The organism is Allobosea thiooxidans (assembly GCF_900168195.1).
GTDB lineage: Bacteria > Pseudomonadota > Alphaproteobacteria > Rhizobiales > Beijerinckiaceae > Allobosea > Allobosea thiooxidans.
In genome coordinates this window covers 300,236-321,013 of record NZ_FUYX01000004.1, presented here as the reverse complement: position 1 = coordinate 321,013, position 20,778 = coordinate 300,236, and the positions used below count along the sequence as shown (strand labels likewise).

Genomic DNA, 20,778 nt, shown 5'->3' with positions numbered 1-20,778 from the left:
TCAGTCCCTCACCGCGCTGCCGTTGGCGGTATCGAGATTGAGCGCGGCCGCCAGCAGCGCCTGGGTATAGGCCTCGCGCGGCTGGGCGAAGATCGCTTCCGCCGGGCCTTCCTCGACCACCTTGCCGTTCTGCATCACCACCACCCGATGCGACAGCGCCCTGACCACCTTGAGGTCGTGGCTGATGAAGAGATAGCCGAGCTTACGCTTGCTTTGGAGGCCGCGCAGCAATTCGACGATCTGCGCCTGCACCGACATGTCGAGCGCCGAGGTCGGCTCGTCCAGCACGACGAATTTCGGGTCGAGCGCCATCGCTCGCGCGATCGCGATGCGCTGGCGCTGGCCGCCGGAGAATTCGTGCGGATAGCGGTCCATCGCCGCCGGATCGAGGCCGACATCCACCAGCGCCTGCGCCACGATCTCGCGGCGCTGCTGATAGGTCAGGTTCGGCTGCTGGATGGCGAGTCCCTCGGCCACGATCTCGGCCACCGACATGCGTGGCGAGAGCGAGCCATAGGGGTCCTGGAAGACGACCTGGAGGTCCTTGCGCTTCGGCCGGACCTGCTTGCTGGAGAGCCCGTCGATGCGGTCGCCGAGGAAGACGATCGGCCCCTCCGAGGAGATCAGCCTGAGGATGGCGAGGCCGAGCGTGGTCTTGCCCGAGCCGGATTCGCCGACGACGCCCAGCGTCTCGCCCTCGCGCACCTTCACCGAGATGCCGTCGACCGCCTTCACATGGCCGGTGACACGGCGCATCAGGCCGGACTTGATCGGGAACCAGACCTTGACCGGCCCGGCTTCGAGCAGCGTCGCGGCGTCGGCCGGGACAGGCGCGGGCCGGCCCTTCGGCTCGGCCGCGAGCAGGCGCTTGGTGTAGTCGTGCTGCGGGTTCGAGAAGATCTCGCCGACCGGACCCTGCTCGACGATCTTGCCCTTCAGCATCACGCAGACCCGGTCGGCGATGCGCCGGACGATGCCGAGATCATGGGTGATGAACAGCATCGCCATGCCGAGCCGGCCCTGAAGCTCCTTGAGCAGCTTCAGGATCTGCGCCTGCACGGTGACGTCGAGCGCCGTGGTCGGCTCGTCGGCGACGAGCAGCTCCGGCTCGTTGGCGAGCGCCATCGCGATCATCACGCGCTGGCGCTGGCCGCCGGAAAGCTGGTGCGGATAGGCGTCGAGCCGGCTCGCGGCGTCGCGAATGCCGACGAGCTCCAGCAGTTCCAGCGTGCGGGCGCGGGCCTTCTCGCCGCGCAGGCCCTTGTGCAGCTCGAGGATCTCGCCGATCTGCCGCTCGATCGTGTGCAGCGGGTTGAGCGAGGTCATCGGCTCCTGGAACACCATGGTGATGTCGTTGCCGCGCACCTTGCGCATTGCGTCCTCGTCGGCCGCGATCAGGTCCTGCCCGCCGAAGAGGATCTTGCCGGAAGGGTGATGCGCCGCCGGATAGTTCAGCAGCTTCAGGATCGACAGCGCCGAGACCGACTTGCCGGAACCGGATTCGCCGACCAGCGCCAGCGTCTCGCCCTTGGCGATCGAGAAGGAGACGCGGTCGACCGCGAGCGTTTCCTGCCCGCCCTGGCGGAAGGCGACGGAGAGGTCTTCGACGGAAAGCAGCGGCGCTGTCATGCGAAGGTCTTCCGCGGGTCGAAGGCGTCGCGCACGGCCTCGCCGATGAAGATCAGCAGCGACAGCATCAGCGCGATCACGATGAAGCCGGAGAGGCCGAGCCAGGGCGCCTGCAGATTGGCCTTGCCCTGCGCCAGCAGTTCGCCGAGCGAAGGAGAACCGGGCGGCAGGCCGAAGCCGAGGAAGTCGAGCGAGGTCAGCGTGGTGATCGAGCCGTTCAGGATGAAGGGCAGGAAGGTCAGCGTGGCCACCATGGCGTTCGGCAGCAGGTGCCGGATCATGATCGTGCGATTGGAGAGGCCGAGCGCCCGCGCAGCGCGGACATATTCGAAATTGCGCGCCCGCAGGAACTCGGCGCGCACGACGCCGACCAGGGCCACCCATGAGAACAGCAGCAGGATCCCCAGCAGCACGAAGAAGCTCGGCGTGATGATCGCGGCGACGATGATCAGCAGATAGAGCGCCGGGATCGAGGTCCAGATCTCGATCAGGCGTTGGAAGATCAGGTCTGTCCAGCCGCCGAAATAGCCCTGGATCGCGCCGGCCGCGATGCCGATCACCGAGGAGAAGGCGCACAGGATCAGCCCGAACAGCACGGAGATGCGGAAGCCGTAGATCAGCCGCGCGACCACGTCGCGCCCCTGGTCGTCCGTGCCGAGCCAGTTCCATTCGAGGTCGCGGCAGGTCGATCCACCGTTGCGCTCCGCGATCGGCCTGCACTGCTCGTCTTTGAGCATCCAGGTCGGCGGGGCGGGGGCCGGCACCGGTAGGTCGAGATTATGCGTGCGGTAGGAGTAGCGGATCGGCGGCCAGATCGCGAAGCCGTTGGCGGCGATCTCCTTGGCTATGACCGGGTCGCGATAATCGGTTGTGGCGAGGAAGCCGCCGAACTTCTCTTCCGGGTAGTTCACGGCGACGGGGAACAGCCATTCGTCCTTGTAGCGCACGACGAGCGGGCGATCGTTCGCGATGAACTCGGCGAAGAGCGAGAGCACGAACAGCAGCAGGAACAGCCAGAGCGACCACCAGCCGCGCTTGTTGGCCTTGAAGTTGTTGAGCCGGCGCCGGTTGATCGGCGAGAGCTTGAGCCAGCCCTGCTTGGCTTCCGCTGGTGCGAGGGGCGTGTCGCTGCGCAGGGCCGGCGGGGGAGCGTCGATCAGCGTGTCCATGCTCACGCCTCCCGGCTCTCGAAGTCGATGCGGGGGTCGACCCAGCTATAGGTCAGGTCGGTGATCAGGTGCACGACGAGGCCGATCAGCGAGAAGATGTAGAGATTGGCGAAGACCACGGGATAGTCGCGGTTGACGATCGCCTCGAAGGACAGGAGCCCGAGCCCGTCGAGCGAGAAGATAGTCTCGATCAGCAGCGATCCCGCGAAGAGCGCATGCACGAAGGCGCCGGGAAAGCCGGCGATGACGATCAGCATCGCGTTGCGGAAGACATGGCCGTAGAGCACGCCGCGCTCGCTGAGGCCCTTCATCCGCGCCGTCAGGACGTATTGCTTCCGGATCTCGTCGAGGAAGGAGTTCTTGGTCAGCAGCGTCGAGGTCGCGAAGGCGCCGAGCGCCATCGCCAGGACCGGCAGCGTGATGTGCCAGAGATAGTCCTTCACCTTGCCGAACAGGCTGAGATCGGCCCAGTTGTCCGAGGTCAGGCCCCGGAGCGGGAAGATCTGCCAGAACGAGCCGCCGGCGAAGAGCACGATGAGCAGGATCGCGAAGAGGAAGCTCGGGATGGCGTAGCCGACGATGACGATGGCGCTCGTCCAGGTGTCGAAGCGCGAGCCTTCCTTGACCGCCTTGCGGATGCCGAGCGGGATCGAGATCGCGTAAGAGAGCAGCGTCATCCACAGCCCGAGCGTGATCGAGACCGGCAGCTTCTCCTTGATCAGCTGCAGCACCGGCGCGTCGCGGAAATAGCTGCGGCCGAAATCGAAGCGGGCATAGTCGCCGAGCATCTTCAGGAAGCGCTCATGCGCCGGCTTGTCGAAGCCGAACTGCTTCTCGAGCTCCTTGATGAAGGCGGGGTCGAGTCCCTGCGCGCCGCGATAGGCGGAAGCCTCGCCATGCGCCCCGGCATCGCCCATCTGGCTGCCGCCGACCCGGTCGGCCGCGCCGCTATTGGGGTTCTGGAGCTGCGAGATCACGCGTTCGACCGGTCCGCCCGGTGCGAACTGCACGATGACGAAGGAGACGAGCAGGATGCCGAACAGCGTCGGCACCATCAGCGCGAGGCGCCGGGCGATATAGCTCAGCATGCCCGGGTCACGCCTTTCCGATCCGCTTGGCCTTCTCGGCGTCGTACCACCAGATGCCCGGCGCGCCGGAAGAATATTTCGGCTTGGTCGCCGGCCGGTCGTACATGTCCCAATAGGCCAGCCATTCCTCGTCGTTCCACCACATCGGAATCCAGTAGCGGCCGGCGCGGAGCAGACGGTCGAGGCATTTCGCGGCGACGATGCAGTCGGCATAGGTCTTCGCCTGGCCGATCTTCTCGATCATCGCGTCGATGGCGGGGTGGCTGATGCCGCCGACATTGCGCGAGCCCTTGGTCTTCGCCGCTTCCGAGCCATAGACGATGCTGAGCGTGTCGCTGGGGATCGAGCCGCCCGAGAGCGCCCGGCTGATGATGTCGAAATCGAACTCGTCGAGGCGGCGCTGATACTGCGCGGGGTCGACGAGGCGCGAGGTGGCGTTGATGCCGAGCCGCTTGAGATTGGCCTGGAAGGGCTGGGTGTGCGGCTGCAGGGCCGGGTTGGAATCGAGGAATTCGATCTCGAAGGGCTGCCCGTTCGGCAGCTTCATCACGTTGCCGTCGCGCTTGCAGCCGGCGGCGCGCAGCATTTCGTCGGCCTTGCGCAGGAGGTTGCGGTCACTGCCCGATCCGTCCGAGACCGGCGGCAGGAAGGGCTCGCCGAAGACCTCTTCCGGCACCTTGCCGCGCCAGGGTTCGAGCAGGGCGAGCTCCTCCGGCGAAGGCTTGCCCACCGCCTTGGAATCCGAGTTCTCGAAATAGGAGGTCATGCGCTCGAATGAGCCGAACATGATGTTCTTGCGCGTCCATTCGAAATCGAAGGCCAGCCCCAGCGCCTCGCGGATGCGCGGATCGGCGAATTTCTCGCGCCGGGTATTGTAGACCCAGCCCTGCGAGCCGACCGGCTCGGTCTTCGGAAGGGTTTCCTTCTTGACCTTGCCTTCATGCACGGCCGGGAAATCGTAGCCCGTCGCCCAGATACGCGAGGTGAACTCTTCCTGGAAGGTGATGACGCCGCTCTTGAAGGCCTCGAACGCCACCTGCCGGTCGCGGAAATACTCCCAGCGCACGCGGTCGAAATTGTTGGTGCCGATATTCACCGGCAGGTCCTTGGCCCAATAGTCCGGCACGCGCTCGAACTCGATGAAGCGGCCCTGCTCGAAGCGTCCGACCTTGTAGGCGCCCGAGCCGAGCGGCGGCTCCAGCGTCGAGGCGGCGAAGTCGCGCGTCGACCAGTATTTCTCCGAGAACACCGGCAGGCCGGCGACGACGAGATGCAGGTCGCGTCCGCGCTTCGGCGAGAGCTTCACCACGAGGATATCGTCGCCTTCGGCCTCCGACGAGACCAGCTCGTTGAGCAGCAGGCGGTAGGTCGGATGGCCCTTCGCCTTCAGGATGTTCATCGAGAAGGCGACGTCGCGGGCCGTCACGCGCGAGCCGTCATGGAAGCGCGCCTCGGGCCGCAGGCGGAAGCGATAGCTCAGCTTGTCCGAGGAGACCGCGACGCTCTTCGCCAGCAAGCCGTAGAGCGAGCCCGGCTCGTCGCCGGAGCCGGCCATCAGGCTGTCGAAGCAGGCATCCATGCCGGCTGCGCCATCACCTTGCAGAACATAGGTGTTGAGCGTGTTGAAGGTGTCGAAGCTCTGGTTGCCGCCACCGCGCTTGATCTGGACGGTGAGCAGGCCGCCCTTCGGTGCCTTCGGGTTCACATAGGCGAAATGCGGGAAGTCCGGCGGCAGAGCCAGTTCGCCGAAGGTGGAGAGTCCGTGCGATTCGGCATCCTGCGCCAGCGCCGCTTGGGGAAGCTGGGGCAGGGCGCTCGCGACGGTCGCGGCACCTGCGGCTTCCAGCAATCTGCGGCGTGTGATGCGCATCGCCATCGTCTCGCGTCTCCCTCTGATTCGCCGTTGTCCTGTGTCGCCTGCGCGGCGGGCTACGGCAATGGCTGGCAGGAGAGCGATAGTGCCGGCACGCGCGGGGCGGGAGCAAGGCGCGGAAATGAAAAAGCCGGGCAAAGCCCGGCTTCGTGATCTCTGCTCGGCCCTCGATCGGGCTGCCTCAGGGCTTCGGCAGCGGCTGCGGCGAATCCGACAGCGAATTCAGATAGGCGACGACGTCGGCGCGTGCCTCGGGCTTGCTGATGCCGGCGAAGGCCATGGCGGTGCCCGGCACATAGGCCTTGGGGTTCTTCAGGAAGTGGTCGAGCGCGTCGGCGTCCCAGACCTTGTCGTTGCGGCCCTTCATCGCGGCGGAGTAGCCGAAGCCATCGACTGAGCCTTCGTTGCGGCCATAGACGCCGAAGAGATGCGGGCCGACCTTGTTGGCGCCGCCCTTGTCGAAGGTGTGGCAGGCCTTGCAGGCGCCGACGGCCTTCTCGCCCTTGGCCGGGTCAGCCTTCGCGAGACGCACGGCGATCGGCTCCTCGGCCGCAGGGGCGGCGGCGCCGCCGGCTCCGGCGGCCGGCTCCTCGCTCGGCAGTTCGAAGCCGGCCACGGCCGGCTTCTTCGGCGCGAAGACGATGCCCGCCGCCATATTGAGGCTCATCACGACAAGCAGCGTGGAGAGAACCGCGCCGGCGATCTTGTTGGCTTCGATATTCATCGTATCCGAACCTTGTGCCCTCCGCGGCCTAGGCCCGGGAGACGAGATAGCGCTAGCCGGAGTCTCGAAAGGCTCCAGCGTCCGCCGTTGCTTAACCGCTTTGCGCGCTTCATTGCAACTCGTATAAGCACGCTCCGCTTTGAGACTTTTTGACGCCGCCCGCCGCCGCCCGCGGCGCATTTGCCGAGCCCGCTTCGAAACATGTCGAATCCGCTGATCCTGATCCCCGCCCGCATGCAGGCGACGCGCCTGCCCGGCAAGCCCCTCGCCGACATCAATGGCGAGCCCATGATCGTCCACGTCTGGCGCCGGGCGGTCGAATCCGGCGCTGGAGACGTCGCCGTGGCGACCGACGCCTCCGAAATCGCCGCCGCCATCGAGGCTGCCGGGGGCAGGGCGGTGATGACGAGCGCCGACCATCAGACCGGCTCGGACCGCATCAAGGAAGCCGCCGACATCCTCGATCCCGAGCGGCATTACGACATCATCGTCAATGTGCAGGGCGATTTTCCGACGCTGGAGCCCTCGGCCATCGCTGCGGCGGTGAAGCCGCTCGCCGATCCGGCTGTGGATATCGCGACGCTCGCGGGCGAGATCACCGACGAGGAAGAGAAGGTCGCGCCGAGCGTGGTGAAGCTCATCGGCAGCGAGATTGCGCCCGGTCACATGCGCGCGCTCTACTTCACCCGGGCTACGGCGCCGGCGGGCGAGGGGCCGCTCTATCACCACGTCGGCCTCTACGCCTATCGGCGCGCCGCGCTCGACCGCTTCGTCAGCCTGCCGCAATCGCCGCTGGAGCTGCGCGAAAAGCTCGAGCAGTTGCGCGCGCTCGAGGATGGCATGCGCATCGACGTCATGATCATAGACCATGTGCCGCGCGGCGTCGACACTCCCCCCGATCTCGATCGCGCCCGCGCGATCCTGAAAGCCCGCTGAAGCCGTTCCGGCAAGGCCGCGCCGCGGCCTTGCGTTCGGACCGCGTCAAAACAAGAAGATCAGGAGCCTGAGCGTCCCATGTCCTTCGTCGTCTCTTACCAGGGTGAGCCCGGAGCCTTCTCCTCGCAGGCGGCTCTCCAGGTGTTTCCGGACTGCGAGCTCCTGCCCTGCGCCACCTTCGAGGATGCGCTCTCCGCCGTCAGCGACGGCAAGGCCCGTTACGGCATGATCCCGATCGACAATTCGATCGCCGGGCGCGTCGCCGACATCCATCACCTGCTGCCGCGCTCGGGGCTGCACATCATCGGCGAGCATTTCCTGCCGATCCGCTTCCATCTGATGGGGGTGAAGGGCGCGACGCTGGCGACCATCCAGACGGTGCAGAGCCACATCCATGCGCTCGGCCAGTGCCGCAAGATCATCCGCAAGCTCGGCCTCAAGGCCGAGGTCGCGGCCGACACCGCCGGCTCCGCCCGCCAGGTCGCCGAGGCCGGGGATCTGACGCGAGCGGCCATCGCCCCGCGCATCGCGGCGGAGGTCTATGGCCTCGACATCCTGATGGAGGACATCGAGGACGAGAAGCACAACACCACCCGCTTCGTCGTGCTCTCGAAATACCCGGAATACGCCCGTCAGGGCGCGGGCCGGACCGTGACGACGCTGATGTTCCGCGTCCGCAACATCCCGGCGGCGCTCTACAAGGCGATGGGCGGCTTCGCCACCAACGGCATCAACATGACCAAGCTGGAAAGCTACATGGTCGACGGGCTGTTCTCGGCGACGATGTTCTACGCCGATGTCGAGGGCCATCCCGACGATCCGGCGCTCCGGCGCGCGCTCGAGGAGCTCTCCTATTTCTCCAAGGAGATGAAGATCATGGGCGTCTACCCTGCCAACGACTTCCGCTCGACGATCGAAGAGGCCGGCGAGTAGCTGGGCCCGGGGCGCCGGCCGGCGGCGCCTGATCAGGACGATGCGGCGGTGTGAAGCCGCCGCATCGGGAGCCATCAGACACAGGCCAGGCTGGGCTGCGGCGGTTCGGGCACGTCGTAGCCTTCCGCCGCATAGCTGTTGATCTTGTTGCGCAGCGTGCGGATGGCGATGCCGAGCAGATTGGCCGCATGGGTGCGGTTACCGCCGGTTTCGCGCAGCGTGGCGAGGATCAGATCGCGTTCGACATCGGCAACGGGCAACCCGACGAGTTGCTCCACGATGGCCTGCTCGAGATCGAGATCGGGCATGGTCCTGGTCCTTTCGAGCCCCCGAAAGCCCCGATGGACTGCGACCAGAGGGCGCCCCTCATGGTTAAGGAAGGGTAAAGACGCCCGCTGTGTGTCGGTGGCCGTCGGGCTTCCGGGAGGAGGCTCACCAGGGGCGCGGCCCTTCCATCGTCGAGACATGGGCCGAGACGACCTTCCAGCCGAGATCGGGGAAGCGCACCCAGGTCTGGCTCTGGCGGCCGATGATCTCGCGTCCGCGCACCTTGAATTCGAGGTTCACCGTGGCGAGGTCGCGGCCGAGCGTCAGGATCTCGAGCCGGATCCGCTTCTCCTTGAGGCCCGGTCCCGGCGGGCGGGCGAGGCGGTGGCGGTGGATCTCGTCGAAGCCGTAGCCGTTCTCGCCCAGCGCATAGCGGATCGTATGGGGGCTGTTCCAGAACGAGGCGTCGAGCACATTGACGTTCTTGTCGATCAGGGCCTGCTCGTAGCGTTCGAACAGGGCGCTGATTTCTGCGACGATTTCAGGCAGGTTCGGGGTGAGGTCTGTCACGAGATGGCCTCCATGGCTTGAGCGAGGGCGATCAGGCTGGCGTCGGTGCCGCGCCCGCCGATGATCGAAAGACCGACCGGCGCACCATCGACCGTCGCGCCGGGAATGCTGATCTGCGGCGACCCGGTGAGGCCGCCCTGGGCGCAGAGGCAGGTGATGCGGTCGCGCATCGGCTGCAGGGCCGGCATCGGCAGGCCGCGCAGCGGCGCCGGGAACGGTGTGGTCGGCAGGCACAGGACCGTGCCGGGCGGCAGCAGATGGCGCAGACGCGCCCGCGCCTCCTCGCGCATCAGCGCCGCCCAGTTGCGCTCGCTCGCGGGAACCTGCGAGCCGGCGATCAGCCCGGCGGCGACGCTGAAGGCCATGCGCGGATTGTGCCGCTCGATCCAGGGCCGGAAGGTCTGCCAGGCTTCGACCGGCTGGAGGCTGCGCTGGGCTCGCGCCCAGACCGAGAGCCCCTGCGGCGCCATGATCTCCTCGCGCGCCGGCCCGACGACCCGCTCCAGCTTGCGGACCATCGGCTGCAGGGCGGCCGCGACCTCCGGATCGGCGAAGGCGAAGGCGTCGACGGCGATCAGGAGCTTCGTCGGCAGCGGGCCGGGGGCCTCGCCGAGCAGCACCGCGCCGACCCGGGCGAAGGTCGCGGCATCGCGGGCGAACCAGCCGGCGGTATCCGAGCTCGGCGCCTGCGGCATCAGCCCGGTGACGTCGATGCGGCCATGCGTCGGCCGGATGCCGTAGATCCCGCAGAAGCTCGAAGGCACCCGCATCGAGCCGCCGGTGTCGGTGCCCAGCGCCGTGTCGCAGAGGCCAGCGGCGACGGCCGCGGCCGAACCGGAGGAGGAGCCGCCGGGCACGCGCTCCGGCGCCGCGCTGTTGGTCGGGGTGCCATCGAAGGCGTTCTCGCCGAGGATGCCGAGCGAGACCTCGTCGGTGATGGTCTTGCCGACGAGGTCGGCGCCGGCGTCGAGCAGTGTCTGCACCGCCCAGGCATGGCGCTCGGGCACCGGGTTCGCCTTGGCCCAGTCATGGTTGCCGCCGCCCGTGGGAATGCCGGCGACGTCGAACAGATCCTTCACCGCGAAGCTGAGCCCGGCGAGCGCTCCCCCGGCGCGGCCGGAAATACGGGCGCGCGGCCCGGCTACGAAGGCGTTGACCGGGTCCGTCATGCAAAGGCTCCGCAAAGGCTGTTTGTCGGGGAGGCGGCGCAGGACACGCGCCCGGTCAGATCCGCTCGCATTCGAGCGCCCAGGCCCGCACCAGCGTATTGGCGATGGCGATGTGCTGCGGGCAGGCGAGGCCGTCCGGATGGACCCCGTCCAGCATCTGCAGCACCTCCTCGCGCGGGAACCAGCGCCCGGCCTCGAGCTCGGTCATGTCGAGGGTGATCTCGTCGCCGAGGGCTTCGGCGATGCAGCCGACCATGATCGAGGACGGGAAAGGCCAGGGCTGCGAGGCGATGTAGCGGACCGTGCCGACGCGCAGGCCGGCCTCCTCCCAGCTTTCGCGCCGGACGGCGTCTTCCAGCGTCTCGCCGGGCTCGACGAAGCCGGCGATGCAGGAATACATGCCGGGCGCGAAACGGGCCTGCCGCGCCAGCAGGCAGGCATCGCCCCGCGTCACCAGCATGATCACGACCGGGTCGGTGCGCGGGAAATGCATGGCGCCGCAGGCGGTGCATTCGCGTCGCCAGCCCGAAGCGCCGGCGACGGTCGGTCCGCCGCATTGCGCGCAGAAGCGGTGGCGGGCATGCCAGTCGAGCACGGCCTTGGCCTCGCCGAGCGGCCCGACCTCGTCCTCGGGCACGATGCGCTTCAGCGCAACCGAGCGAAGATCGGTCAGGAACAGTTCGGGGCGTTCCTTCAGTGTCTCGGCCAGCGCCCGGTCGAGCAGGCGCGCGAAGCGCGGAGCGCCGTCCTCGGCCATGCCGAGGAAGATCTCCTCGGCGGCCGGACCGAGCATCTCGGTCTCGCCATGGCTGAACCAGATCGAGAGCGCCTCGCCATCGAGCCGCTTGAGCACCGGCGTTTCGCCGGCGACGGCGACGATCCGCGTATCCGAGCGGTGGCGCAGCGCCGTCACCGCATCGGGCTTGTTGCGCAGGTCCTCCCGCCGGTCGAGCCTGTTGATCGCGAAGCCTGTGAGGGCGGAGCGTTCGCGGCGGAGCGGAGCGTCGTTCATGAATCGGGTCTAGACCCGCTCACGCCCGCCGCGCAAGCGCGTCTCACGCGTCCCTGCGTCCCCGCAGGAGATGGATGATGCCGGAGAAATCCATGTCACCCTCGCCCCAGGCATTGTGCAGGGCGAAGAGCTGCGCCGCGGCAGCACCGAGCGGGGTCGAGGCCCCGGCTGCTTGAGCCGCCTCCTGTGACAGCTTGAGGTCCTTCAGCATCAGCGCCGAGGCGAAGCCGGGCTTGTAGTCGTTGTTGGCCGGCGAGGTCGGGACGGGGCCCGGCACCGGGCAATAGGTGGTGAGCGACCAGCACTGGCCGGACGAGGTCGAGGCGACGTCGAACAGGGCCTGATGCGCCAGGCCGAGCTTCTCGGCCAGCACGAAGGCTTCGGAGACGCCGATCATCGAGATGCCCAGGATCATGTTGTTGCAGATCTTCGCCGCCTGGCCGTTGCCGGCCCCGCCGCAATGGACGATCTTGCGGCCCATCTTGGCCAGGACGGGCTCTCCCCGGGCGAAGGCCGCATCCGCGCCGCCAACCATGAAGGTCAGCGTCGCTGCCTTCGCCCCGCCGGTGCCGCCGGAGACCGGGGCGTCGAGCGAGGGGCAACCATGCTCGGCCGCCAGCGCATGCGCCTTGCGCGCGCTGTCGACATCGATCGTCGAGGAATCGATCAGCAGCGTGCCGGGCTTCACCGCGGGCAGGATGTCGGCCCAGACCGAAAACACATGCTTGCCGGCCGGCAGCATCGTCACCACGACCTCGGCACCGGCCACGGCCGCCTTCGCCGAGCCGGCGATCCCGACGCCCATCTCCGCGGCCGCGTCCTTCGATGCCTGCACCAGATCGAAGGCCTGGACGCTGTGACCGGCCTTGACGAGATTGCCGGCCATCGGGCCGCCCATATTGCCGAGGCCGATGAAGGCGATATTGGTCATGGTCGTTCTCTCCCTTCGCTAGCCGTCATGGTCGGCCTTGAGCCGGCCATCTCGGAAACCATGGCGTTCCGGTCACGAGTTCCTCGGGTCTGCGCTTCGCTTCGCCCGAGAATGACGTCGATCTTCAATTTCCCTTCGAGCGCCCGACCAGGCCGCGCGCCACGATCATCCGCATCACCTCGTTGGTGCCTTCGAGGATCTGGTGGACGCGCAGGTCGCGGACGATCTTCTCGATGCCGTAGTCGGCGAGATAACCGTAGCCGCCATGGATCTGCAGCGCGTCATTGGCGACCTCGAAGCCGGTGTCGGTGGCGATGCGCTTGGCCATCGCGCAGAGCCTGGTCGCATCCGGCGCCTTGGCGTCGAGGGCGGATGCCGCGCGCCACAGGAAGGTGCGGGCCGCTTCCAGCTCCGTCGCCATGTCGGCGAGCTTGAACTGCAGGGCCTGGAAATCGGCGATCGCCGCGCCGAAGGCCTTGCGCTCCTTGGCATAGGCGAGGGCCTTGTCGAGCGCCCCTTGGGCGCCGCCGATCGAGCAGGCGCCGATGTTGAGACGACCGCCGTCGAGCCCTGCCATGGCGATCTTGAAGCCGATCCCCTCGGGCCCGAGCCGGTTGGCCACCGGCACGCGGCAATTCTCGAAGATCACGGCTCGCGTCGGCTGGGCGTTCCAGCCCATCTTCTTCTCGTTGGCGCCGAAGGAGAGGCCGGGGGTGTCCTTCTCCACGACGATGGTCGAGATGCCGGAGGGGCCGGGCTCGCCGGTGCGCACCATCACGACATAGACGTCGGAGACGCCGGCGCCCGAGATGAACTGCTTCTGCCCGTCGAGGACATAATAGTCGCCGTCCAGCACGGCCTTGGTCTTCAGCGCGGCGGCATCGGAACCGGCGCCGGGCTCGGTCAGGCAATAGCTCGCCAGATGCTCCATCGTGCACAGCTTCGGCAGGAAACGCTGGCGCTGCTCCTCCGAGCCATAGCGGTCGATCATCCAGGCGCACATGTTGTGGATCGAGATATAGGCCGCGACCGTCGGGCAGCCGGTCGAGAGCGCCTCGAAGATCAGCGCCGCGTCGAGGCGCGACAGGCCGGAGCCGCCGACATCCTCCTGGATGTAGATGCCGCCCATGCCGAGCGCGGCGGCGGCACGCATCTCCGCGACCGGGAAATGCTTCTCCTCGTCCCAGCGCGCTGCATGGGGAGCGAGCGTTTCCGCGGCGAAATCCTGGGCCATCTCGCGAATGGCGATCTGGTCTTCGGTGAGAGCGAAGGCGTTCAAGGCTGGCCCTCCTGATCAGTGAGATAGTCCCGTCGCGCAGTCGCGCGCAATCGCGACGAAAGGCCCGGCCTCTTCGTCCCGGATCGGGATGGGGAGAAGATGCGCTCGGCGCGGGCCCCGCCCCGGGTTGTCCCGGGAGCGGGAGGAAAGGCGCTACCGGCAGGTCGCTCCGTGCGGGCGGCGGGCATGGCCGGGAGCCAGCCCCGAAGGGAGGCCGGAAGCGACGATGCGGACGGGCGCAGCGCTCGCTTCATGGCCTCCTCCGGCAGCGCGTCAGTTCATCGTCGGGATGACGAAGCTGGCGCCGTCCTTGATGCCGCTCGGCCAGCGGGCGGTCACGGTCTTGGTCTTGGTGTAGAAGCGGATCGCGTCCGGCCCGTGCTGGTTGAGGTCGCCGAAGGCGGAGCGCTTCCAGCCGCCGAAGGTGTAGTAGGCCAGCGGAACCGGGATCGGCAGGTTGATGCCGACCATGCCGACCTGCACCTTCGAGGCGAAGTCGCGCGCGGCGTCGCCGTCGCGGGTGAAGATCGCCGTGCCGTTGCCGTATTCGTGGTCGTTGGTGAGCTTCAGCGCCTCGTCATAGCTCTCGGCGCGCAGCACGGAGAGGACGGGCCCGAAGATCTCCTCCTTGTAGATGCGCATGTCCTTGGTGACGTTGTCGAACAGGCAGCCGCCGACATAGAAGCCGTTCTCGTAGCCCTGCATCTTGAAGCCGCGGCCGTCGACGAGGAGCTTGGCGCCTTCCTGCACGCCGATGTCGACATAGGACTTGATCTTCTCCACCGCCGCCTTGGTCACGACCGGGCCGTAATCGGCGGAGAGGTCGGTCGAGGGGCCGACCTTGAGGCTCTCCACGCGCGGGATCAGCCGCTTCACCAACTCGTCCGCCGTCGCCTTGCCGACAGGGACCGCGACCGAGATCGCCATGCAGCGCTCGCCGGCCGAGCCGTAGCCCGCGCCGATCAGCGCGTCGACCGCCTGGTCCATGTCGGCGTCCGGCATGATGACCATGTGGTTCTTGGCGCCGCCGAAGCACTGCACGCGCTTACCGTTCGCGCAGCCGCGGGCGTAGATATATTCCGCGATCGGGGTCGAGCCGACGAAGCCGACGGCCTTGATCTCGGGATGGTCGAGGATGGCGTCGACCGATTCCTTGTCGCCGTTGACGACGTTGAGGATACCGGGAGGTCCGCCTGCCTCGACGAACAGCTCGGCCAGGCGCATCGGCACGCCGGGGTCGCGCTCGGAGGGCTTCAGGATGAAGGCGTTGCCGCAGGCGATCGCGGGGCCGAGCTTCCAGAGCGGGATCATCGCCGGGAAGTTGAACGGCGTGATGCCGGCGACGACGCCGAGCGGCTGGCGCATCGAGTAGATGTCGATGCCGGGGCCGGCGGCGTCGGTGAACTCGCCCTTCATCAGGCCGGGGACGCCGAGCGAATACTCGATCACCTCGACGCCGCGCTGGATGTCGCCCTTGGCGTCGGGAATGGTCTTGCCGTGCTCGCGGGCGAGCAGATCGGCGAGCTCCTCGTTGTTCTGGGCGATCAGGTCCAGGAACTTCATCAGCACGCGGGCGCGGCGCTGCGGGTTGACCGCGGCCCATTTCGGCTGTGCCTCGGCCGCGTTCCGCACCGCGGCGTCGAGCTCGGCGGCGGAGGCGAGCGCGACCTTGCCGATCACGCTGCCGTCCATCGGCTGGAAGATGTCGGAGGTGCGCCCCGAAGTGCCGGCGACGTGCTTGCCGCCGATGAAATGTCCAACCTGACGCATGGGCGCCCTCCCTACGAATTGGTGGTGTGGTGATCGTGATGACTCACTACCATTCCCGTTTGTGCACGGCTATAGCGAGAGTGGAACGTCGGCCGTGCGAAAACACAAATATGGGGAGAGGGCCTTGGAGCGCTTCGACTGGGACGACCTCCGCTTCTTTCTCGCCGTGGCGCGCTCGGGGCGCCTCACGGCGGCCGCGCGCCGGCTCGGGGCCGACCATGCCACGGTTTCGCGCCGCATCACCTCGCTCGAGGAAGCGCTGAAGGCCAAGCTCTTCGAGCGCCGCCCGCAGGGCTACACCCTGACCGGGCACGGCGAGCGCCTGCTCGCCAAGGCGGAGAGCATGGAGACCGAGGCGCTTGCGATCCAGAGTGATATCGGCGGTGCCGACATGGCCTTGTCGGGCACGGTCAGGATCGGCGCGCCTGATGGATTCGGCACCTCCTTCCTGGCGCCACGGCTTGCGACCTTCGCGAAATCCTATCCCGGTCTCGAGATCCAGCTGATCGCCATGCCGCGGCTGCTCTCGCTGTCGAAGCGCGAGGCGGACGTCGCGATCACGCTGGCCCCGCCCAAGGAGGGCAAGGTCGTCGCCCGCAAGCTCTCCGATTATCGCCTCGGCCTTTACGCCGCGCCGGAATATCTGGCGTCGATGCCGCCGATCACGAAGCCGGAGGATCTCTTCGAGCACCGCATCATCGGCTATATCGACGACCTGATCTTCTCGCCCGAGCTCGACTATCTCGACGAGGTCGCCAAGGGGCTGCGCGCCCATGTCCAGAGCTCCAGCGTCATCGCGCAGATGAATGCGGTGGCCGCCGGCGCCGGCATCGGCGTCATCCATCATTTCATGGCGGAAGGGGAAACCCGCCTTGTCCCGGTCCTGCCGGAGACGGTGCAGATCACGCGCTCCTTCTGGCTGCTCGTGCATGCCGATCTGAAGGACGTGGCGCGGGTGCGCGCCATCGTCGACTTCATCGTGCGCGAGGCGAAGGCGTCGCGCCTGCTGCTGCTGGGCGAGACGAGGCCGGAGGCGCGTGCGCCGGAGCGGCGCCAGGCGGCGGAATAGCGCTTCAGGCCGCCGCGGTGTCGACCCGGTTGCGGCCCTTCTGCTTGGCCGAATAGAGGGCTCGGTCGGCGCGGTTGAGGCTGGCGTCCAGCTCGTCGTCCGGACCGATCTCGGCCACGCCCAGCGAGACCGTGAGGGCGAGCGCCTCGTCGCCCAGAGCCTGCGACTCGCGCGCGATCGTCTCCCGAATGCCGTCGCAGAGCCGTACGGCCTCATCGAGATCGGCGCCGGGAAAGAGGATCGCGAATTCCTCGCCCCCGAAGCGCGCGAGCAGGTTGAAGCCGCGCTCGGCCGAGGCACTGAGGCTGCGCGCGACCGCCATGAGCGCCTTGTCGCCGCCGTCATGGCCATGGCGGTCATTGAGCCGCTTGAAGTGATCGATGTCGAGAATGGCGATCGAGACCGGAACACCCATCGCGCGCGCCTCGTCGACGAGCCGGCGTCCGTTCTCGAAGAAGTGGCGGCGGTTGAACAGGCCGGTCAGGAAGTCGCGCGCGGCCAGATCCTGCAGCTGCTTCAACTGTGCCAGCGTCTCGACATTGGAGGCGATGCGGCATTGCAGCTCTTCGAGCACGAAGGGGCGCGAGACGAAGTCGTGCGCGCCCGCCTTGAGGAAGCCCGCCGATGTCTTGCGATCGGTCGAGGACGAGATGCCCAGTAGCCGGACCTTGGGGTGGAGGCGCCGGATGCGGCGCGCCAGCTCGAATCCGTCCATGTCGGGCATGTAGTAGTCGCTGACCACCAGCTGGATGTCCGGGTTCGCATCGAGCATCGCCAGCGCTTCCTGGCCGGATCCGGCCTCGACCACGGCATATTGCTGGATTGCCAGCATGCGGGCGAGCACCTTGCGGGTGGTGCGGGTGTCGTCGACGACGAGGATGCGGGTGTTGCGGTTGTCCAGCGCGCGCTTGACGGTGCCGACGAGGTTGGGCAGCGCGAGCTCGTTGTCCTTCAGGACATAGTCGATCACCTCGCGCTCCATGATCCGGCCGCGCGTGGCGAGATCGAAGGTGGCGGTGAAGACGACCGAGGGGATGCCGTGGGTGACGGTCCAATCCAGCGCCTCGCCGCGCGGCGCGTCGGGCAGGTTGAGGTCGACCACCGCGATCGCATAGGCGCCGGGCGCGGCGACGATCAGTTCGCTCAGATCCTTGAGGGAGCCGCAGGTCGTGACCGGCAGTCCGGTTTCCGCTTCGAGAAACTGACGTAACGCCAGCGAGAAGGTGCGGGAGTCCTCGATCACGAGGATCTTGCGGTCATCGGCGATCGGTTCTTGTCTGGTCTGAAGCATCGTAGAAGCACCCATGGCTCATCTAGGGCGCTCGCAAGCTTAATTTTCCGTCACGGCGAAGGGCCGTTTCCATCCGGCCGCGCGCCCCGTCAGAGGCGCCAGGGCAGGATGTTCTGCGGCAGATGCCGGCCCAGCAGGTCGAGGACCAGCATCGCCGCGAGGATGACGGCCGAGGCGCTGACGGCGACCGCTGCTGCCTCGCCGGCCAATCCCGCCTCCTTCAGGCTGAACAGCACCACCCCGAGCGTCTCCGTGCCCGACGACCAGAGCAGGGCCGAGACCGTGAGCTCGTTGAAGGCGACGAGGAAGACCATCAGGGCCGAGACGGCGGCGGCCGGCGCCAGGATCGGCGCGACGATGAAGCGCAGCATCTGCCAGAGATTGGCGCCGTCGAGCTTCGCCGCCTCCTCGTGATGCGCCTCGATCTGGGCCATGGCCGCGACTGGAGCCTTCAGGGCCAGCGGCAGGAAGCGCGCGAGATAGGCGAAGAGGATGATGAAGGGCGTGCCGTAGATGCTGACCCCGATGAGCGGCAGCGGCTTCAGGAAGATCAGGATGCAGGCGATGGCGAGGACCACGCCCGGCAGCGCATAGGGTAGCTCGATCAGGAGCTCGACCGGGCGTCTGAGCTTGCCGAGCCGCCGCTCCAGCGCATAGGCGAAGGCGATCGCCAGCAAGGCGAGGATGACGGCGGCGGCGCCGGCGAAGGCCAGCGAGTTGCGGAAGGCGCGCATCGTCGCGGCCTGCCGGAACAGTACCTCCGCGAATTTGTCGAAGGTCAGCGTCTGCCAGGAGAGGGCGACTCCGAGTGCCGGCGTCAGCGCCTCGCTCAGCAGCGCCAGCAGGGGCAGGCCGAGCTTCAGCGCCAGCAGCCCCCAGAGACCCGCCGCGACGAAGGGCCGGGCGGCGCCGAGCCGCCAGAACGGCTCGAGCGGCCGTTCGATCTCGATCTTGCCGCGCTGGCGGCGGGCGACGAGCGCACTGGCGACGATGCCCAGCGCCGCCACGGTGCCGACCAGCACGGCGAGCGCCGCCGTCTCGCCGAGGCTCGACGGGCCGAAGCTCGACAGCCGGCGATAGATCAGCGTCGGCAGCGTCAGATAGTTCACGGGCAGGCCGAGTAGGGCGGGAATGCCGAAATTGCCGACGCCCGCGACGAAGGCGACGAGGCCGGCCGCCACGATCTGCGGCCGCAGCACGGGCACGACGATCCGCGCGGTGATGGTGGCGTGCGAAGCCCCCTCCATCTGCGCCGCCTCGATCAGGGATTGCGGGATGCTGCGCAACCCGGTCCAGAGCGTGATCGCGACCAGCGGCGCGTGGTGCAGCGCCATCACCAGGACGATGCCGCCGCGCCCCAGCAGCGGGTTCGGCGTGCCCGGCGCCGGTGCGAGGCCAATCAGCGCGAGAATCTGCGAGTTCGGTGCGAACAGGCTGAGGAAGGCAAGCGCGGCCACCTGCGGCGCGATCATCATCGAGAAGACGAAAGCGAAGGCGAGGGGGCGCTTTCCCCGCACATCGGTGACGCCGAGCGCCAGCGCGACGATGCCGCCGACGAGCAGGGCCCCGGCCGCGGAGAGGCTGGCGGTCTCGAGCGTATGCCAGGTCGCGGTCATGGCGGAACGGCTCGCCATCTCGGCGAAGGCGGCATCCGGCGCGAACTGCCCGCCCGGAGCGAAGGCGGCTGCGACCAGGCGGAAGAAGGGCAGTCCGCCGAGCAGGAGCGCGACGGCGACGACGAGCGCCGGCAGGCCGAGGCCTTCCGGCAACGGCAGGCGCGGCAGAAGCGGGGCCGCCAGGGCGGGCTCCCGCTTCCGGTTTCGGGCGATGGCCAGCGTCATGGCGCCGGCCATCTCGAAGGCGATGCCGTCGTCACTCGAAGATGGCGCCGAAGCGCTTGCGTGCCGCGGACTCTTCGGCGAGCGCCTTGGCCGCGTCGAAGGCCATCAGTTTGATCGCGCTGCGCGCCGGATAGCCGGCCGGCAGGGCGACATCGGGATGGGCCGCGACATAGCCCTGCTTCAGGGCGAGTTCCTGGCCGTCCTTCGACAGCAGGAAGTCGATGAAAGCCTTGGCGGCTTCGGGGTTCTTCGTGGTCTTCAGGATCGCGACCGGCTCGCTCACGGCCGAGACGCCTTCGCTCGGGAAGACGAACGCGACCGGGGCTCCCTTGGCCTTCTCGCGGATCGGCATGAAGTCGACGATCATGCCGTAGAGCTTCTCGCCGGTCGCGACCTGGCGCAGGATGTCGCCATTGGCGCCGGCGGCGAGCGTGCCGTTCTCCTTGAGCTTCTCGTAGAAGCCCCAGCCGTCCTTGAGATTGCTGGTCAGCGTGATCGTGTGGATCAGCGCGGCGCCGGAATTGAGCGGGCTCGGCATGGCGAGCTGGTTCTTCGCTTCCGGCTTGGTCAGGTCGGTCCAGCTCGAAGGCGTCATCGTCGCCTTGGTGTTATAGACGATGCCGGTGGTGATCAGCTTGGTCGCGAACCACATCTTCCGGGGATCGTGGACACCGGCCGGATAGGCGGAGACGTCGGCCTTGTCATGGGCGAGCAGGCGGTCGTCCTTCTTGAGGCCCTCCATCGTCACCGAATCGGCGATGAGCAGGATGTCGGCCTGGGGCGCGCCCGCTTCGAACTCGGCCTTGATCTTCGCCATGACGCGCGGCGTTCCGTCGCGGACGAAGGAGATGTCGACCTTCGGATATTTCGCCTTGAAGGCGTCGACCGTCTGCTGCGCGTCGGTGTTCGGCTGGCTGGTGTAGAGAACGAGCTTGCCCTCGACGGCGAGCGCCGGGCCGGAGCCGGTGAGGCCGGCCGCGAGGATGAAAGCGCTCAAGGCCTTGCGTTGCATCTGTCTCTCCATCTCATGATCGCAGCTGCGAGATGGCGCTGCCGGTAGCGAGCGCAGGTGACAGTTCGATGAACCCCGGAGATGCGCCGCGCCCGGTTTCGCGGGCTTGCTCTGGAGGGAATAAAAAATACTATTTGTGAGGGGCTCGCCCGGCTTGTTTCGTTCGGGGCTTTTCGACTAGGGTCGCGGCAAGACGGTCATAACGTCGGATTCAA

At 67.6% G+C, this 20,778-nt stretch carries 17 protein-coding genes and 1 pseudogene; 3 read left to right on the top strand and 15 right to left on the bottom strand.

Going from position 1 to position 20,778, the window contains the following annotated elements; all coding sequences use genetic code 11:
* The 5 genes from B5Y19_RS09700 to B5Y19_RS09680 all read right to left on the bottom strand — a co-directional run bounded on the left by B5Y19_RS09700 (position 1) and on the right by B5Y19_RS09680 (position 6,483).
* Complete coding sequence (locus B5Y19_RS09700; protein ID WP_055728779.1) at positions 1-1,629, bottom strand: ABC transporter ATP-binding protein; 1,629 nt, start codon at positions 1,627-1,629, stop codon at positions 1-3.
* Positions 1,626-2,798, bottom strand: a complete 1,173-nt coding sequence (locus tag B5Y19_RS09695; RefSeq protein WP_139384332.1) for an ABC transporter permease — start codon at positions 2,796-2,798, stop codon at positions 1,626-1,628. The genes B5Y19_RS09700 and B5Y19_RS09695 overlap by 4 nt, the downstream gene beginning before the upstream one ends.
* A 2-nt stretch (positions 2,799-2,800) precedes the next feature.
* Entirely contained in the window at positions 2,801-3,886 is a 1,086-nt protein-coding gene (locus tag B5Y19_RS09690) for a microcin C ABC transporter permease YejB (protein ID WP_079591391.1), read from the bottom strand.
* A 7-nt stretch (positions 3,887-3,893) separates the two neighbouring features.
* Positions 3,894-5,756: an extracellular solute-binding protein gene (locus B5Y19_RS09685; RefSeq protein WP_055728839.1), complete on the bottom strand. Its 1,863-nt coding sequence runs from the start codon at positions 5,754-5,756 to the stop codon at positions 3,894-3,896.
* A 184-nt stretch (positions 5,757-5,940) separates the two neighbouring features.
* Entirely contained in the window at positions 5,941-6,483 is a 543-nt protein-coding gene (locus B5Y19_RS09680; RefSeq protein ID WP_055728777.1) for a c-type cytochrome, read from the bottom strand.
* A gap of 201 nt (positions 6,484-6,684) precedes the next feature.
* Between B5Y19_RS09680 and B5Y19_RS09675 the strand changes: the two genes are divergently transcribed.
* Positions 6,685-7,419, top strand: coding sequence for a 3-deoxy-manno-octulosonate cytidylyltransferase (locus B5Y19_RS09675; protein ID WP_055728776.1), 735 nt, complete (start codon positions 6,685-6,687; stop codon positions 7,417-7,419).
* 78 nt (positions 7,420-7,497) lie between these two features.
* Positions 7,498-8,352 (top strand): prephenate dehydratase, encoded by an 855-nt coding sequence (locus tag B5Y19_RS09670; RefSeq protein ID WP_055728775.1) that lies wholly within the window; start codon positions 7,498-7,500, stop codon positions 8,350-8,352.
* Positions 8,353-8,426: 74 nt separating this feature from the next.
* On the opposite strand, the pseudogene B5Y19_RS26445 reads toward B5Y19_RS09670, so the two are convergent.
* The 7 genes and pseudogenes from B5Y19_RS26445 to B5Y19_RS09635 all read right to left on the bottom strand — a co-directional run.
* Positions 8,427-8,639 (bottom strand): annotated as a pseudogene (locus B5Y19_RS26445) (helix-turn-helix domain-containing protein); the annotation flags it as partial.
* A gap of 145 nt (positions 8,640-8,784) precedes the next feature.
* The gene (gene hpxZ / locus B5Y19_RS09660) at positions 8,785-9,189 is read right to left on the bottom strand and encodes an oxalurate catabolism protein HpxZ (RefSeq protein WP_055728773.1); all 405 of its coding nucleotides are present in this window, start codon (positions 9,187-9,189) and stop codon (positions 8,785-8,787) included.
* Positions 9,186-10,358, bottom strand: coding sequence for an amidase (locus tag B5Y19_RS09655; protein WP_055728772.1), 1,173 nt, complete (start codon positions 10,356-10,358; stop codon positions 9,186-9,188). The genes hpxZ and B5Y19_RS09655 overlap by 4 nt, the downstream gene beginning before the upstream one ends.
* A gap of 55 nt (positions 10,359-10,413) precedes the next feature.
* Positions 10,414-11,370 (bottom strand): NAD(+) diphosphatase, encoded by a 957-nt coding sequence (gene nudC / locus B5Y19_RS09650; protein WP_055728771.1) that lies wholly within the window; start codon positions 11,368-11,370, stop codon positions 10,414-10,416.
* Between the two features lie 43 nt (positions 11,371-11,413).
* Positions 11,414-12,301, bottom strand: a complete 888-nt coding sequence (gene mmsB, locus B5Y19_RS09645) for a 3-hydroxyisobutyrate dehydrogenase (RefSeq protein WP_079591389.1) — start codon at positions 12,299-12,301, stop codon at positions 11,414-11,416.
* Between the two features lie 124 nt (positions 12,302-12,425).
* The gene (locus tag B5Y19_RS09640) at positions 12,426-13,580 is read right to left on the bottom strand and encodes an isobutyryl-CoA dehydrogenase (RefSeq protein ID WP_139384331.1); all 1,155 of its coding nucleotides are present in this window, start codon (positions 13,578-13,580) and stop codon (positions 12,426-12,428) included.
* A 273-nt stretch (positions 13,581-13,853) separates the two neighbouring features.
* Positions 13,854-15,350 carry a CoA-acylating methylmalonate-semialdehyde dehydrogenase gene (locus B5Y19_RS09635; RefSeq protein ID WP_055728769.1) on the bottom strand — a complete coding sequence of 499 codons (1,497 nt, stop codon included), beginning with the start codon at positions 15,348-15,350 and terminating at the stop codon, positions 13,854-13,856.
* A gap of 124 nt (positions 15,351-15,474) precedes the next feature.
* Here B5Y19_RS09635 and B5Y19_RS09630 point away from each other — a divergent pair, with 124 nt between their 5' ends.
* Positions 15,475-16,419: a LysR family transcriptional regulator gene (locus B5Y19_RS09630; protein ID WP_055728768.1), complete on the top strand. Its 945-nt coding sequence runs from the start codon at positions 15,475-15,477 to the stop codon at positions 16,417-16,419.
* A 4-nt stretch (positions 16,420-16,423) separates the two neighbouring features.
* Here B5Y19_RS09630 and B5Y19_RS09625 read toward each other — a convergent pair whose 3' ends face one another.
* From B5Y19_RS09625 to B5Y19_RS09615, 3 genes are all read right to left on the bottom strand, one after another.
* On the bottom strand, positions 16,424-17,710 hold the full coding sequence (locus tag B5Y19_RS09625) for a response regulator (protein WP_055728767.1): 1,287 nt from the start codon (positions 17,708-17,710) through the stop codon (positions 16,424-16,426).
* Positions 17,711-17,799: 89 nt separating this feature from the next.
* Positions 17,800-19,551, bottom strand: a complete 1,752-nt coding sequence (locus tag B5Y19_RS09620; RefSeq protein ID WP_079591439.1) for an ABC transporter permease — start codon at positions 19,549-19,551, stop codon at positions 17,800-17,802.
* 31 nt (positions 19,552-19,582) lie between these two features.
* Entirely contained in the window at positions 19,583-20,563 is a 981-nt protein-coding gene (locus B5Y19_RS09615) for an ABC transporter substrate-binding protein (RefSeq protein WP_055728766.1), read from the bottom strand.
* Positions 20,564-20,778: the final 215 nt, after the last annotated feature.